10 protein-coding genes are annotated in these 13769 nt (G+C 62.7%); 4 read left to right on the forward strand and 6 right to left on the reverse strand.

The window, feature by feature from the left end; genetic code table 11:
* Positions 1–154: 154 nt before the first annotated feature.
* The 5 genes from AC3B5Q_RS12810 to gspG form a co-directional block, all read right to left on the reverse strand.
* A complete protein-coding gene (locus AC3B5Q_RS12810; RefSeq protein WP_103444471.1) occupies positions 155–1570 on the reverse strand; it encodes an efflux transporter outer membrane subunit in 1416 nt (471 codons plus the stop codon).
* The gene (locus AC3B5Q_RS12815; protein ID WP_021782978.1) at positions 1567–4746 is read right to left on the reverse strand and encodes an efflux RND transporter permease subunit; all 3180 of its coding nucleotides are present in this window, start codon (positions 4744–4746) and stop codon (positions 1567–1569) included. Before AC3B5Q_RS12815 ends, AC3B5Q_RS12810 begins: the two co-directional genes overlap by 4 nt.
* Positions 4747–4758: 12 nt before the next feature.
* The gene (gene mexE, locus AC3B5Q_RS12820; protein WP_103469713.1) at positions 4759–6000 is read right to left on the reverse strand and encodes a multidrug efflux RND transporter periplasmic adaptor subunit MexE; all 1242 of its coding nucleotides are present in this window, start codon (positions 5998–6000) and stop codon (positions 4759–4761) included.
* Positions 6001–6191: 191 nt separating this feature from the next.
* Positions 6192–7382: a type II secretion system F family protein gene (locus tag AC3B5Q_RS12825; protein ID WP_021782980.1), complete on the reverse strand. Its 1191-nt coding sequence runs from the start codon at positions 7380–7382 to the stop codon at positions 6192–6194.
* Between the two features lie 11 nt (positions 7383–7393).
* Positions 7394–7819, reverse strand: a complete 426-nt coding sequence (gene gspG / locus AC3B5Q_RS12830) for a type II secretion system major pseudopilin GspG (protein ID WP_003253843.1) — start codon at positions 7817–7819, stop codon at positions 7394–7396.
* A gap of 185 nt (positions 7820–8004) precedes the next feature.
* Between gspG and AC3B5Q_RS12835 the strand changes: the two genes are divergently transcribed.
* From AC3B5Q_RS12835 to AC3B5Q_RS12850, 4 genes are all read left to right on the forward strand, one after another.
* Positions 8005–8598, forward strand: coding sequence for a lytic transglycosylase domain-containing protein (locus tag AC3B5Q_RS12835; protein ID WP_021782981.1), 594 nt, complete (start codon positions 8005–8007; stop codon positions 8596–8598).
* 173 nt (positions 8599–8771) lie between these two features.
* Complete coding sequence (locus tag AC3B5Q_RS12840; protein WP_021782982.1) at positions 8772–10223, forward strand: sensor histidine kinase; 1452 nt, start codon at positions 8772–8774, stop codon at positions 10221–10223.
* Positions 10224–10527: 304 nt separating this feature from the next.
* Positions 10528–12021, forward strand: a complete 1494-nt coding sequence (locus AC3B5Q_RS12845) for a sensor histidine kinase (protein WP_021782983.1) — start codon at positions 10528–10530, stop codon at positions 12019–12021.
* Complete coding sequence (locus tag AC3B5Q_RS12850; RefSeq protein ID WP_488393116.1) at positions 11990–13417, forward strand: sigma-54-dependent transcriptional regulator; 1428 nt, start codon at positions 11990–11992, stop codon at positions 13415–13417. The genes AC3B5Q_RS12845 and AC3B5Q_RS12850 overlap by 32 nt, the downstream gene beginning before the upstream one ends.
* Positions 13418–13431: 14 nt before the next feature.
* Here AC3B5Q_RS12850 and AC3B5Q_RS12855 read toward each other — a convergent pair whose 3' ends face one another.
* On the reverse strand, positions 13432–13734 hold the full coding sequence (locus AC3B5Q_RS12855) for a hypothetical protein (RefSeq protein WP_021782985.1): 303 nt from the start codon (positions 13732–13734) through the stop codon (positions 13432–13434).
* Positions 13735–13769 lie beyond the last annotated feature (35 nt).

Below are 13769 nucleotides of genomic sequence, written 5' to 3' on the forward strand. Positions count from 1 at the left end.
AGGCGCTTGCCATGAGCCAAGCCTGCGCTGGCATTCCATGCATTGTGTATTGTTGTAAATAAATGGCAAACGTAAAAAAGCCCCGCAGACCATGGCCTGCGGGGCAAGCGGTTGGGGGAGGAGCCAACCAAAGGAGCCGTTGAAACGGGGTGTGTCAGTGTGCGCTGGCCACCGTCTCTGGTTGCCAGCCGCCGCCCAGGGCCTTGTAGATCGAGACGATGCCGCGGTACAGCTCGACTTCACCCTGGGCTTGCGCATCTTCAGCACTTAGCCGCTCGCGCTCGGCATCAAGCAGTACCAGGTAGTCCACGGTGCCCTCGCGATATCGAATCGAGGCCAGTTCTGCTGCCTTGCGGCTGGCATCGCTCTGGCGCATCAGCGACAGCAGACGCTGCTGGGTCTTGTCGTAATCGCTGAAGGCATTGGCCGACTCCTCCAAGGCCAGCAGCACCTGCTGTTCGTAGTTGGCCAGTGCCCCTTCGGCATCGGCCTTGGCGCCGCGCAGGCGGGCCCGCACGCTGCCCAGGTCGAAGGCTGCCCAGGTAATGCTCGGGCCCAGCGCCCAGGCGTTGGCCGCCGAAGAGCCGATCTGCGAGCCGCGGGCGGCGGTAAAGCCGAGGAAGCCACTGAGGCTGACACGGGGGAACAGGTCGGCGGTGGCCACGCCAACGTTGGCGGTGGCGGCCGCCAGTTGGCGTTCAGCGCTGCGGATGTCCGGGCGACGGCGCAGCAACTCACCCGGGTCACCCACCGGCAACGCCTTGGCGATGGCCGGCAGTGCCTTGGGCGACAGGTCTACGCTGAGCGCGTCAGGGCGCTGGCCGAGCAGGGTGGCGATGCGGTGCCGAGCCCGAGCCTGTTCGGCTTGCAGTTGCGGTACGGTGGCTTCGACCCCGGCCAGGCGCGCATCGGCACGCACCACGTCGAGGTCATTGCCCACGCCGGCATCGCGCAGGGTTTCGGTAATGGTGCGTGATTCCTGCTGGGTCTTCAGGTTGGCCAGGGCAATCTTTTCGCGCAACTGGGCACCGCGCAGTTGCCCGTAGGCATCGACCAGTTCGGCGATCAGGCTGACCTGCAGCTGTTGCAGGTCGGCGGCGGCCGCCGCTTCCTGGGCTTCGCTGGCTTCGATCTGGCGCTGGATGCGGCCGAACAGGTCAAGTTCCCAGGCCATGTCCAGGCCCAGGTCGTAGCGCTCACTGTTCACCCGCTGCGTGGTCTGGCCGGGGATCTGGCCCTTGCCGAGATCGCTGCTGGCACGGCTGGTGACCACCGGGAACGGGTCGTTCTCGGCGTCTTCGCGGATCGAGCGGGCCGATTTCAGGCGGGCGAAGGCAACGCGCAAGTCACGGTTGCCGTCCAGCGAAGCCTGCACCAGCTGGTTCAGCACCGGGTCGTCGAACTGCTTCCACCACAGGCTCTCGAAGCGGCTTCGGTCGTAGGCCTTGGCCTGCACATCGCTGCCCAGTTGTGCAGGTTCGGTAGCTGGCGCCTGGTAGTCCGGGCCTACCGCACAGGCCGCCAGGGCCAGTGCCAGCAGGCTTGGGGTCAGGGGTTTGAGCAGGTTCATGCGTGGTTCTCCAGCACTTGAGCGTGTTCAGCCTTGCGGGCCTGGCGACGCTCGACGAAACGGCGGATCAGGAAGAAGAACACCGGGGTCAGGAACAGGCCAAACACGGTGACGCCGATCATCCCCGAGAACACCGCCACACCCATGGCATGGCGCATTTCCGAACCTGCACCGGAGCTGAACACCAGGGGCACCACGCCCATGATGAAGGCGATCGAGGTCATCAGGATCGGCCGCAGACGCAGGCGGCAGGCTTCCAGCACCGCAGCCAGCGGGTCGAGGCCCTTGGCCTGTTCATCCTTGGCGAATTCGACGATCAGGATCGCGTTCTTGCACGCCAGGCCCACCAGTACGATCAGGCCGATCTGGGTGAAGATGTTGTTGTCGCCACCCGATACGATCACACCGGTGATGGCCGACAGCAGGGTCATTGGCACGATCAGGATCACCGCCAGCGGCAGGCTCCAGCTTTCGTACTGGGCGGCCAGCACCAGGAACGCCAGCAGCACGCACAGCGGGAACACCAGCAGCGCGGTATTGCCCGAGAGGATCTGCTGGTAGGTCAGGTCGGTCCACTCGAAGGTCATGCCGTTGGGCAATTCCTCTTTCAGCAGCTTCTCGATTGCAGCTTCCGCCTGACCAGAGCTGTAGCCCGGTGCGGCGGCACCGTTGATCTCGGCAGTGATGAAGCCGTTGTAGTGCATGACCCGGTCCGGCCCCGAGGTATCGCTGACCTTGAGGAAGGTCGCCAACGGGATCATCTCGCCAAGGTTGTTGCGCACCTTCAGTTGGCCGATCTGCTCTGCATCAAGGCGGAACTGCTGCTCCGCCTGGACGTTGACCTGATAGGTACGGCCGAAGCGGTTGAAGTCGTTGGTGTACAACGAGCCCAGGTAGACCTGCAGGGTGTCGAAGATGTCGGTGATCGCCACCCCGTGGGTCTTGGCCTTTTCCCGGTCGATGGCGGCATCGACTTGTGGCACGTTGACCTGGTAGCTGGTGAACAGGCCGGCCAGCTCTGGGACGTTGTGGCTCTTGGCGATGATGTTCTGGGTTTCTTTATACAGCGCCTCGTAACCCAGGTTGCCACGGTCTTCGATTTGCAGACGGAAGCCGCCAATCGTGCCCAGGCCTTGTACCGGCGGTGGCGGGAAGATCGCGATGTAGGCGTCCTGGATGTCGGCGAACTGGGCATTCAGTGCGGCTGCGATGGCTGCCGCTGACTGGCTCGGGTCCTTGCGCTCATCGAATGGCTTGAGCGGGGTGAACACGATGCCGCTGTTCGGGCTGTTCGTGAAACCATTGATAGACAGGCCCGGGAAGGCCACCGAGTCGGCCACGCCAGGCTGCTTGAGGGCGATTTCGCTCATGCGCTTGATCACCGCTTCGGTACGGTCGAGGCTGGCCGCGTCCGGCAGTTGGGCGAAGGCCACCAGGTACTGCTTGTCCTGGGCCGGCACGAAACCGGTCGGGGTGGACGAGAAGCCCAGGTAGGTCAGGCCCATCAGGCCGGCATACACGAACAGGGCGATGCCACTGGAGCGGATGACCCGGCGCACGCCACCGACGTAGCGGTTGGACGCACGGTCGAAGAAACGGTTGAACGGGGAGAACAGCCAGCTGCCCAGCAGTTTGTCGAGGAACCGCGAGAAGCGGTCCTTGGGGGCGTGGTGTTCCTTGAGCAGCACCGCAGCCAGGGCTGGCGACAGGGTCAGCGAGTTGAACGCCGAAATGACGGTCGAAATGGCGATGGTCAGGGCGAACTGCTTGTAGAACTGCCCGGTCAGGCCGGAAATGAACGCAGCAGGTACGAACACAGCGCACAGTACCAGGGCGGTGGCGATGATCGGCCCGGTCACTTCGCTCATGGCTTTCTGCGTGGCTTCCAGCGGCTTCAGGCCCAGCCCGATGTTACGTTCGACGTTCTCCACCACGACGATGGCATCGTCCACCACGATACCGATGGCGAGCACCAGCCCGAACAACGACAGCGCGTTGAGTGAAAAGCCGAACAGGTGCATGACCGCGAAGGTACCGATCAGCGAGACCGGCACAGCCAGCAGCGGGATGATCGAGGCGCGCCAGGTCTGCAGGAACAGGATCACCACCAGCACCACCAGCACCAGGGCTTCGAACAGGGTGTGCACCACCGCTTCGATGGAGCCGCGCACGAAGATGGTCGGGTCATAGACGATGCTGTAGTCCATCCCTTCCGGGAAGTCCTTTTTCAGCTCGGCCATTTTCGCCCGCACTTCGTCGGAGATCTCGATGGCATTGGAGCCTGGGCGCTGGAAGATCGGGATGGCCACCGCCGGCTGGTTGTTCAGCAGCGAGCGCAGGGCGTACTGGCTGGAGCCGAGTTCGACCCGGGCGATGTCCTTCAGGCGGGTGATTTCGCCATCGGCACCGGCGCGGATGATGATGTTTTCGAACTCTTCCTCGTTGACCAGGCGGCCCTGGGTATTGATCGACAGCTGGAAGCTGGTCGAGCCTGGGGCAGGCGGTGCGCCCAGCTGGCCGGCGGCCACCTGGCGGTTCTGCTCGCGGATGGCGGCTACCACATCACTGGCTGTCAGGTTGCGCGAAGCGGTCTTGTTCGGGTCCAGCCATACGCGCAGCGAGTAGTCGCCCATGCCGAACAGCTGCACGTCACCTACGCCGCCCAGGCGCGCCAGCTCGTCCTTGATGTTGAGGATGGCGTAGTTGGACAGATAGAGCATGTCGTAGCGGTTGTCCGGCGAGGTCAGGTGCACGACCATGGTCAGGTCAGGCGAGGCCTTGTCGACGGTGATACCGATACGGGTCACTTCCTCGGGCAGCTTTGGCTGGGTACGGGTGACGCGGTTCTGCACCTGCACCTGGGCGTTGTCCAGGTCGGTACCCAGGGCGAAGGTGATGGTCAGCGTCAGCTTGCCATCGGCAGTGGACTGGGAGGACATGTACAGCATGTTCTCCACTCCGGTAATGGCCTGCTCCAGCGGCGCGGCAACGGTTTCGCCGATGACCTTGGGGTTGGCGCCGGGGAAGTTGGCGCGCACCACCACGGTGGGCGGAACCACTTCGGGGTATTCGCTGATCGGCAGCTGGAACAGCGAGATAGAACCCGCAATCAGCAGCACCAGCGACAGCACCGCGGCGAAGATCGGCCGGGTAATGAAGAATTTCGAGAAGTTCATCGGTAGGTTCCCTTAACCGCGTGGCGCCTGGGCGCCGGCGACTTTCACGTTATTGCCCGCCATTTTCGGCGCCGGGTTGCTGGCCTCTAGGGCCTGACGCTGCCGTGCAAGAGCGGCGAGGGTTTGCTCGCTGGCCATCGGTGTTTCCTCCGGGGTTACCGGCGAACCAGGGCGCACGCGCTGCAGGCCCTTCACCACGATGCGTTCGCCCTTGTCCAGGCCGCTGCGGACGATGCGCAAGCCTTCAAGTTTCGGCCCCAGTTCCACGGTGCGGTAGGTGGCTTTGTTGTCCTTGCCCATCACCAGCACGAACTTCTTGCCAAGGTCGGTACCCACGGCTTCGTCGTTGATCAGCATGGCGTCGTACTGGGCGCTGCCGACCAGTTTCAGACGCGCATACAAGCCTGGTGTGAACTCGCCGTCGGTGTTGTCGAATACCGCGCGACCCCGGATGGTGCCAGTGCGCGGATTGACCTGATTGTCGACGAAGTTCATGTGGCCCAGGTGCGGGTTGCCGCTTTCGTTGGTCAGCCCCAGGTATACCGGGGTGCTCTGGCCACGCTGGCCTTCACGGGCCAGCTGGGTGTACTTGAGGTACACGCGCTCGTCGGCGTCGAAGTAGGCGTAGACTTTGTCGGTGGATACCACGCTGGTCAGCGGGGTGACATCGGCGGTGACGATGTTGCCGGCGGTGAACTCGGCGCGGCTGACACGGCCACTGATGGGCGCAGTGACGCGGGTAAAGCTGAGGTTCAGGCGCGCCAGGTCGAGCTGGGCCTGGATCGCATCGACGCCGGCACGGGCTTCGGCGGCAGCACTGCTGCGCGATTCGGCCAGTTCGGCGGAAATGGCGTTGCTGTCACGCAGGCGCTCGCCGCGGCGGGCTTCATTGGCGCTGCGGATGGCGGTGGCCTTGGCCTGTTGCAACTGGGCTTCGAGGCGGCGTACTTCTGCCTGGAACGGGCGCGGGTCGATCTGGAACAGCAGGTCGCCTTTTTTGACCTGGGCGCCTTCAGTGAAGGCCACCCGGTCGATCTGGCCGGAGACCCGCGGGCGCACTTCGACGGTTTCGGGGGCTTCGAGGCGGCCGGTGAACTCGTCCCATTCGGTGATCGGTTGCTCGATCACCTTGGCCACGCTTACCTTCGGCGCGGCGGGCGCCTGCACGGCGTCGGGGGTTCGACCGCAAGCGCTGATCACCACCACTGCCAGGGCAGCGAGGGGGAAGCGCAAGGGTTTGAGTGATTGTTCCATGGAGAACTCCGCCAATGTATTAGTAGTGGGCGGAGTGTGAGTGTGTTGCGCGTGAGGTACGAATCGAACGGGGCGAAGGTTAATATCACGCTGAATGATAGGTGGGGATCAATTATCGATGACGGCCATGGTTGGGCGAAGCGCACTGCCTGTGCAGGCATCCCTTTACGCGAAAACCTGGGCCTGGCCATTCAGTGAATGCTTGAGGCCAGCTCGAAAATCGGCATGTACATGAGGATCACGATCAGGCCGATCAGCAGGCCGATGAAGGTCATCAGCAACGGCTCGAACAGTTTGACGAACCATTCCACCCAGCGGCCGATTTCCTGGTCATGGAAATCGGCGCAGCGCTCCAGCATCTCGCCCAGGTTGCCGGACTGCTCGCCAGCCCTCAGCAGGCGCAGTGAAACCGGCGTCACCAGGTGCCCGGCCGCCAGTGCATCGGAGAGCGGCAGCCCTTCGCCCACCCGCTGGCAGGCCTGCTCCAGGCCCTGCGCTGCTGCGTTGCCGAGCAGGCCGCGGGCCATGCCCATGGCGGTGAGGATGGGAATGCCGCCTTGCAGCAGGATGCCCAGCGAGCGATAGAAGCGCGCCAGCTCGTACATCATCAGGCGCTGGTGCAGTGCTGGCAGGCGCCGCAGTTGGCAGGAGGCCCAGTACCGTACACGCGGGTGCCTACGCAGCAGCCAAAGCGCCGCGACCCCACCGACGCTGCCCAGCGCCAGGGGCGCTTGCTGGGCATGCAGAAACAGGCCGACCTGCATCAGTACCCGTGACAACCAGGGTAGTTCGGTGCCCATGCCCTCGAACACTTGGCTGAAACGCGGCACCACATAGCCGAGCAGGAACAGCACCACCCCACCCCCCACCAGCAACAGCAGCAACGGGTAGACCGAGGCACCCACCAGCTTCTGTCGGACCAGGTCCAGGCGCTGGCGATAGCTGATATAGCGGGTGAGGGCATCGCCCAGGGCGCCGGTGCGTTCACTGGACTGCACCAGCGCCACATACAACGGCGGGAATACACGCGGTTGCTGGCCCAGTGCCTGGGACAGCGAGCGGCCCTCGTACAACTGGCGTACCAGCTCGGCGAGCACCTTGCGCGCTGTCGCTGCCGGGCTCTTCTCCGCCAGGCTTTCCAGTGCGTCGATCAGCGGCAGGCCGGCATTGAGCAAGGTTGACAGTTCCTGGCTGAACAGCACCAAGTCGAACGCCGCTTCACGCCGCCAGGCCATGCCGCGCAAGGCGCCGCCGCTGCTGCGCAGGCTGAGCACACGCAGGCCTTGGTCTTCGGCCTGGCGGCGGGCCTGGTCCGCGTCCTCGGCATCGATCTGCAACTGCACCACGCCCTGCCTACCCAGGGCCTTGAGGCTGTAGCGCATGGCCGCTCTCCTTACTGCCAGCTGGTAATTTCGGCGTTTTCCCCATCGCCACCCGGCTGGCCGTCCTTGCCCATCGACAGCAGGTCGTACTCACCGCCGTTCTCGCCGGGTTGCCGGTAGATATACGGGCGGCCCCACGGGTCTTGCGGCACGGCCTTCTGCAGGTACGGGCCGGTCCAGCGAGCCTCGCCACTGGGGGCGACCACCAGTGCCTGCAAGCCTTGTTCGCTGTTGGGGTAGTGGCCGACCTCCAGGCGGTACAAGTCCAGGGCCTTGCTCAGCCCCTCGATTTGCGCCCGCGCAACCTTGGCCTCGGAGCGGCCTAGCTGACTGAAGTACTTGGGCGCGACGATGCCGGCCAGCAGGCCGAGTACCACCAGTACCACCAGGAGTTCAAGCAGAGTGAAGCCACGTTGCGGGTTGGTTCTGCGCTGCATGGTGAAGCCCTCCACTGCTATGGGGACAAGCGTTGACATGCACCATGCAACAGCCGTGCACGTCTGCCCCGGGGCCTTGCGCCATGGGGCACAGGAAGCGGCACAGTGCTTGCGTCGTGGTGACTGTCCTCGGGTTTTCCGGGGCATTTCCCCCACATCGGGGCCACGACGAAGAGGCGACCGGCATGCGTGGACTCATCCTCGGTTTGATCTGGCTGGCGGCAGGTGCTGCCCAGGCCGATGTGTACATCTCAATCGATGCCAAGGGTGGCTACGTGTTGACCAATGTCCATCGACCAGGGCGCCACTATGAGAAGGTGATCAACGAGCCGCTGTCCCAGGGTGGGCCGGTCAAGGCGCAGATGATCACTGGCCGCCCTTACGCCGAGGTCGTCGCCACGGCTGCGCGCATCCACAACGTGCCGCCGGCGCTGCTGCACGCGGTGATCAAGGCCGAGTCCGGCTACAACCCCAAAGCCCGTTCGCGGGCGGGGGCAGTGGGGTTGATGCAACTGATGCCGGATACCGCCCGCGAGATGGGGGTGCAAGACCGGCTGGACCCTGAAGACAATGTGCAAGGCGGGGCACGCTACCTCAAGCAAATGCTTACCCTGTTCGACAATGACATCACCTTGGCTGTGGCGGCCTACAACGCCGGCCCGGATGCTGTATTGCGGCGCGGTGCCGTGCCGCCGTTTGCCGAGACCCGGCGCTATGTGCCCACGGTGCTGCGCGAATATCGCAAGTTGCAAGGGTTGACTGATGATTCGCCCTTGTAACACCTGGCTTGCAGCTCCCGTATTCCACAGGGGCAGCGCCACCTTCGGCTGTATCGGGTAGGGTGAAGTGAGGAGGGGATCAATACCCTTCGGCGGATGCCATCAATTTAATACCATGGATTCCCCAAGTCTGGGCTATAACCTTCTAAAGGTGCCCAACTGAGGTGTCCGTTATGGACGTCGCCCCTCGTTCCGACACTATTGACGTGCCTGCCGGTAGCGAGTTGGCCGTCCCGCGCAAGCCGTTCAACCTGCTGCGCTGGTATGCCTGGGTCAGTCTAGCCATCATTCTCTCGGTGGCGGCCGGGCTGGGGCTGATTTCCAGCCGCTTCATCATCGACGAGAGTGTCGAGCGTGATGCGTTACTCACCGCACAGTTCATCACCTCCATCGCCGATGCCGAAGTGCGCCATGTGTCGATCCCCAATGTGCGGACCATGGGCGAACTGCTCGATCCGCGCACCGACCGCAACAACTTGCCCGAGGTCGACCCGGAAGCCCGGCGCATGGCCCGTGGCGAGTTCCTTGACCATATCGCTCACCTGCCCGATATTCTGCTGGCCAATATTTATGCTTTGGACCATACAGTGATCTGGTCCACCAACCCGGCACTGATCGGCAAGCTGATTGAAGGCGACGAAGACTTGAATCGGGCTTTCGAGTACAAGATGCGGGTTTCGGCCAGCTACCACAATTTCGAACAGGCCCGCACCGAGCAGAAGTTCATCACCCCGCCCAAGCAGCTATTCATCGAGAACTACATTCCGCTGTTCGATGCCGATGGCGATCAGGTCACAGCGATGGTCGAGATTTACAAGGAACCCCATGACCTGATCGTACGCATCGAGCGTGGCCTGATCCTGATCTGGTTGGCCATCACCGTCGGCGCTGCTCTGGTCTATGTCGGCCTGTACGGCATCATGCACCGCGCCGCGCGGCTGCTGGCGGTGCAGCAAAAGCGGCTGATCAGCAGCGAAACCTACGTGGCACTGGGTGAGGTGTCGTCGGCAGTGGCCCATAGCCTGCGCAACCCGCTGGCCAGCATCCGCTCAAGTGCCGAACTGGCCCAGGCGTTCGACGAAGGCCCGGCGCAGAGCCAGGTCAACGACATCATCAGCCAGGTCGATCGCATGTCGCAGTGGATCCGCCAGATGCTGCAGTCACTGCGCCCGCTGAACGACGAGGCGTTGGCGGTGGACTTGCCGCAGGCGCTGGAGGAGGCCCTGCAGACCTACGCTGTGCCGCTGGCGCGCAGCGGAGTAAGCCTGGACCTGCAACCCTTACCGGCCGTGCAGGTGTTGGGGCACCCGGTATTACTGCGCCAGGTATTCAGTAGCCTGATCGCCAATGCCTTGGAAGCGATGGAGCAGGGCGGGCGGTTGCGTATCGAAGTGGTACGTCACAACCGGCGCAGCCTGACCTTGCGCTTGTCCGACAATGGCAATGGCATGAACGACGAGCAGCAGCGAATGGCCTTCCGACCATTCTTCACGACCAAACCAGGTGGGCTGGGGGTGGGGCTGGTGCTGGTGAAGCGCATCATGGAACGCTTCGGCGGTACGGTTCGGCTCAGCAGCAGCGAGGGCCATGGCACGAGGGTTTCGTTAAGTTTCCGACTGACCTGAAAGCACCAAGACACATTAATAAAGGGATGTAAGATTTTGATATAAAAGCTAATAGCGTTTTGGGTCAAAATCACCCAAATGTGGGGAAGACTCCTCAAAATTAATCTAGAAAGTTCTTTCAACTTACTGATAAATAACAGTTTTAATAGGTAATAGTCCTGCTGGCTGAGTTTTTGCAGCGTAATTTGTGAAGCGCGACACACGACAAAGGGCAGCTGCGACTGCCGGGTGGATTGCTAACCATTGGCTACTGCCATTGGCCTTGATGCAGTTCTGAACGTACGCCCTGCGCGGGAACTACGCGATGCAGATGCTGGAAAACGAAGCGCCCGAAAAGGCCAATGCGACCGCCAGCGGGCTGGCCGTACCCTTGCGTGAATTCAACCTGCTGCGCTGGTTTTCGGTGATCAGCCTGTTAATCATCACCACGGTGGCCGGTGGGCTGGGTTACGTCTCGACGCGCTTCGTGGTGCGCGACAGCGTGCAGCGCGATGCCATGCTCACCGCGCAGTTCATTCAGGCAATGGCCCAGGCCGAAGTGCGCCATTCGCAATTGCCGCCGGGCACCACTATGGGCGAGTTGCTGGACCCGCAGTTGGATCTGCAGCACCTGCAGTTCACCCCGGCGTTGGCCGAAGCGACCCGGGTCGAGTTCCTCGATCATGTCAAACACCTGCCGGATACCTTGCTGGCCAATGTCTACGCCCGCGACCGCACCATTGTCTGGTCCACCAACGTCGAGCTGATCGGCAAGCGAATAGGAGATGATGGTGATCTTGAGCGCGCTTTTCACTCGCGCAAGGCGGTGTCGGCCAGTTATCACAAGGCCGCCGAGGATCGCGAAGAGCAGAAGTTCCAGCGCGCACCGCGTTACCTGTTCATCGAGAATTACATCCCGCTGTTCGACAGCCAGGGCGAGCAGGTACTGGCCATGGTGGAAATCTACAAGGAGCCGCAGGATCTGATCCGGCGCATCCAGCGCGGCTATTTGCTGATCTGGGCCTCTACCTTGGTGGGCGGGGCGTTGATCTACTTCGGGCTGTTCTGGATCGTGCGCCGGGCGGCGCACATGCTGCGCCTGCAGCAAGAGCGGCTGGTGGCGAGCGAAACCTATGTGGCGCTGGGTGAAATGTCGTCGGCAGTGGCTCACAGCATGCGCAATCCGCTGGCCAATATCCTCTCCAGCGCCGAACTTGCCCAGGAGACCGCCAACCCTGCTGCGCAGAAGAACATCACTGACATCATCAGCCAGGTCGACCGCATGTCGCGCTGGGTGCGCGACTTGCTGGTGTCGTTGCGCCCGGCCAGTGATGAACCCGAGGCCGTGGACCTGGTGGCGGCCATCGAGGACACCCACCTGGCCTTCGCTCAGCAGATCGAACGCAATGGCGTGCGCTTCCATTTCGAAGGGCCTGACGTGCAGTGGGTGGTCAGCCAGCCGCTGCAGCTCACGCAGATTCTCAACAGCCTGTTCTCCAACGCCCTGGAGGCCATGCCCGCTGGCGGGATGCTCAATGCCCAGGTCAATGTGCAAGAAGGCCTGCGTGCCGAGTTCGTGCTGACCGACACCGGCAAAGGCATGAGCCAACAGCAGGAGCGGATGGTGTTCAAACCGTTCTTCACGACCAAACAGGGTGGCCTCGGCGTAGGACTGGCTCTGGTCAAGCGCATCATGGAACGTTTTGGCGGCTCGGTCAGCCTGAGCAGCCGCGAAGAGGAAGGAACCCGCGTCAGCCTTACATTCAATATTGCAGCGGGAGGGGAACATGGAGCACAGCATCCTGGTCGTCGAGGATGATGAAATCCTTGCCGACAACATTCGCACTTACCTCAGCCTCAAGGGCTACGAAGTCATCGTGTGCCACAGCGCAGAGCTGGCGCTGGAGCAGATCAAGCGGGCGCAGCCTGACGCGGTGCTGACCGACAACTCGTTGCCAGGCATGAGCGGGCACGACCTGTTGCGTACCCTGGTGGCCCAGGCGCCAGGCCTGAAAGTGATCATGATGACCGGCTACGGCAATGTAGAAGATGCCGTGCAGGCGATGAAGGAGGGCGCCTTTCATTACCTGACCAAGCCGGTGGTTTTGGCCGAGCTCAAACTGACCCTGGACAAGGCCCTGGCTACCGAGCGTATGGAACGCACGCTGTCGTTCTACCAGGAGCGCGAGGCGCAGAAGTCCGGGTTGCAGGCATTGATCGGCGACTCGCCGGTGATGCTCACCCTCAAGCACACCCTGCGCCAGGTGCTCGATGCCGAGCGGCGCATGGCCAGTGAAGACCTGCCACCGGTGCTGATTGAAGGCGAGACCGGTACCGGCAAGGAGCTGGTGGCCCGCGCCCTGCATTTTGATGGTTCGCGCAGTAAAGGGCCGTTCATCGAGTTCAATTGCGCTTCGATCCCTGCCAACCTGCTTGAGGCCGAACTGTTTGGCCACGAGAAGGGCGCGTTCACCGATGCCAAGGAGCGCCGGGTGGGACTGGTGGAGGCTGCCGATGGCGGCACCTTGTTCCTTGACGAGATCGGCGAAATGGACTTGGTGCTGCAGGCCAAGCTGCTCAAGTTGCTGGAAGACCGCAGCATCCGCCGGATTGGTGCTGTGAAGGAGCGCAAGGTCGATCTGCGGGTGATCAGCGCCACCAACTGTAACCTGGAACAAATGGTGCAGCAGGGCAAGTTCCGCCGTGACCTGTTCTTCCGCCTTCGCATTATCGCCTTGAAGGTGCCGCGCCTGTATTCGCGTGGCCAGGACATACTGCTACTGGCGCGGCATTTCCTTGCCCACCATAGCCGCCGTTATGGCAAGCCAAACCTGCGCTTTTCTGCCGAGGCTGAGAACCTGATGCTCGGTTATAGCTGGCCTGGCAATGTGCGCGAATTGCGCAACATGCTGGAGCAGACCGTGTTGCTGGCGCCGAACGAAGTCGTGCAGGCGCATCAGTTGAACCTGTGCATGACCTTGGTTGACGAGCCGTTGGCGCAGCAGCCGATGGCGGCCATGTTCGAAATGCCGCGGCACGAACCAGAACCGGGTACAAGCCTGCCTGACATGGAGCGTGACCTTGTCTGCAAGACCTTGGACCGCACCGACTGGAACGTGACCAAGTCAGCGCGGATGCTGGGGTTGTCGCGGGATATGCTGCGTTACCGGATCGAAAAACTGGGTCTGACCCGGCCCGACAAGCGTCAGTGGTAGTACAGGCAGGGTCGTCAACGGTTACCTGTGCCCGAGCTGCCTTCTCCTTGCCGGCCGGTACCTTCCGACCCACTGCCATCCATCCCCGGCAGATTGCGGTTGTCATTCTGCATGGCTGGCGGGCTTTGTGGTTCGTTGCCCTGTATGCGCGGGTCGGTATCCCGCGGCAAGGGCTTCTCGATCGGGTTGAGGGTGCTGTCCACGCCTGGCTGTGGCGCTGTATTGTGCGGATCGTCGGGGTAGGTCGGGCCTGTGCCGACAGCAAAAGCCAGCGGCGAGGCGAGCAGGGCAATCGACAGGATGATTGAGCGGGGCATGGCAGGCTCCTTTGCTATACGGGTAGGGCTCATAC

Source organism: Pseudomonas sp. D5(2026) (genome assembly GCF_057766845.1).

Bases quoted from the DNA above. Each gene is read 5' to 3' on its own strand.
- AC3B5Q_RS12810 (WP_103444471.1), bottom strand. From the start codon at position 1,570: ATGAACCTGCTCAAACCCCTGACCCCAAGCCTGCTGGCACTGGCCCTG.
- AC3B5Q_RS12815 (WP_021782978.1), bottom strand. From the start codon at position 4,746: ATGAACTTCTCGAAATTCTTCATTACCCGGCCGATCTTCGCCGCGGTG.
- mexE (WP_103469713.1), bottom strand. From the start codon at position 6,000: ATGGAACAATCACTCAAACCCTTGCGCTTCCCCCTCGCTGCCCTGGCA.
- AC3B5Q_RS12825 (WP_021782980.1), bottom strand. From the start codon at position 7,382: ATGCGCTACAGCCTCAAGGCCCTGGGTAGGCAGGGCGTGGTGCAGTTG.
- gspG (WP_003253843.1), bottom strand. From the start codon at position 7,819: ATGCAGCGCAGAACCAACCCGCAACGTGGCTTCACTCTGCTTGAACTC.
- AC3B5Q_RS12835 (WP_021782981.1), top strand. From the start codon at position 8,005: ATGCGTGGACTCATCCTCGGTTTGATCTGGCTGGCGGCAGGTGCTGCC.
- AC3B5Q_RS12840 (WP_021782982.1), top strand. From the start codon at position 8,772: ATGGACGTCGCCCCTCGTTCCGACACTATTGACGTGCCTGCCGGTAGC.
- AC3B5Q_RS12845 (WP_021782983.1), top strand. From the start codon at position 10,528: ATGCAGATGCTGGAAAACGAAGCGCCCGAAAAGGCCAATGCGACCGCC.
- AC3B5Q_RS12850 (WP_488393116.1), top strand. From the start codon at position 11,990: ATGGAGCACAGCATCCTGGTCGTCGAGGATGATGAAATCCTTGCCGAC.
- AC3B5Q_RS12855 (WP_021782985.1), bottom strand. From the start codon at position 13,734: ATGCCCCGCTCAATCATCCTGTCGATTGCCCTGCTCGCCTCGCCGCTG.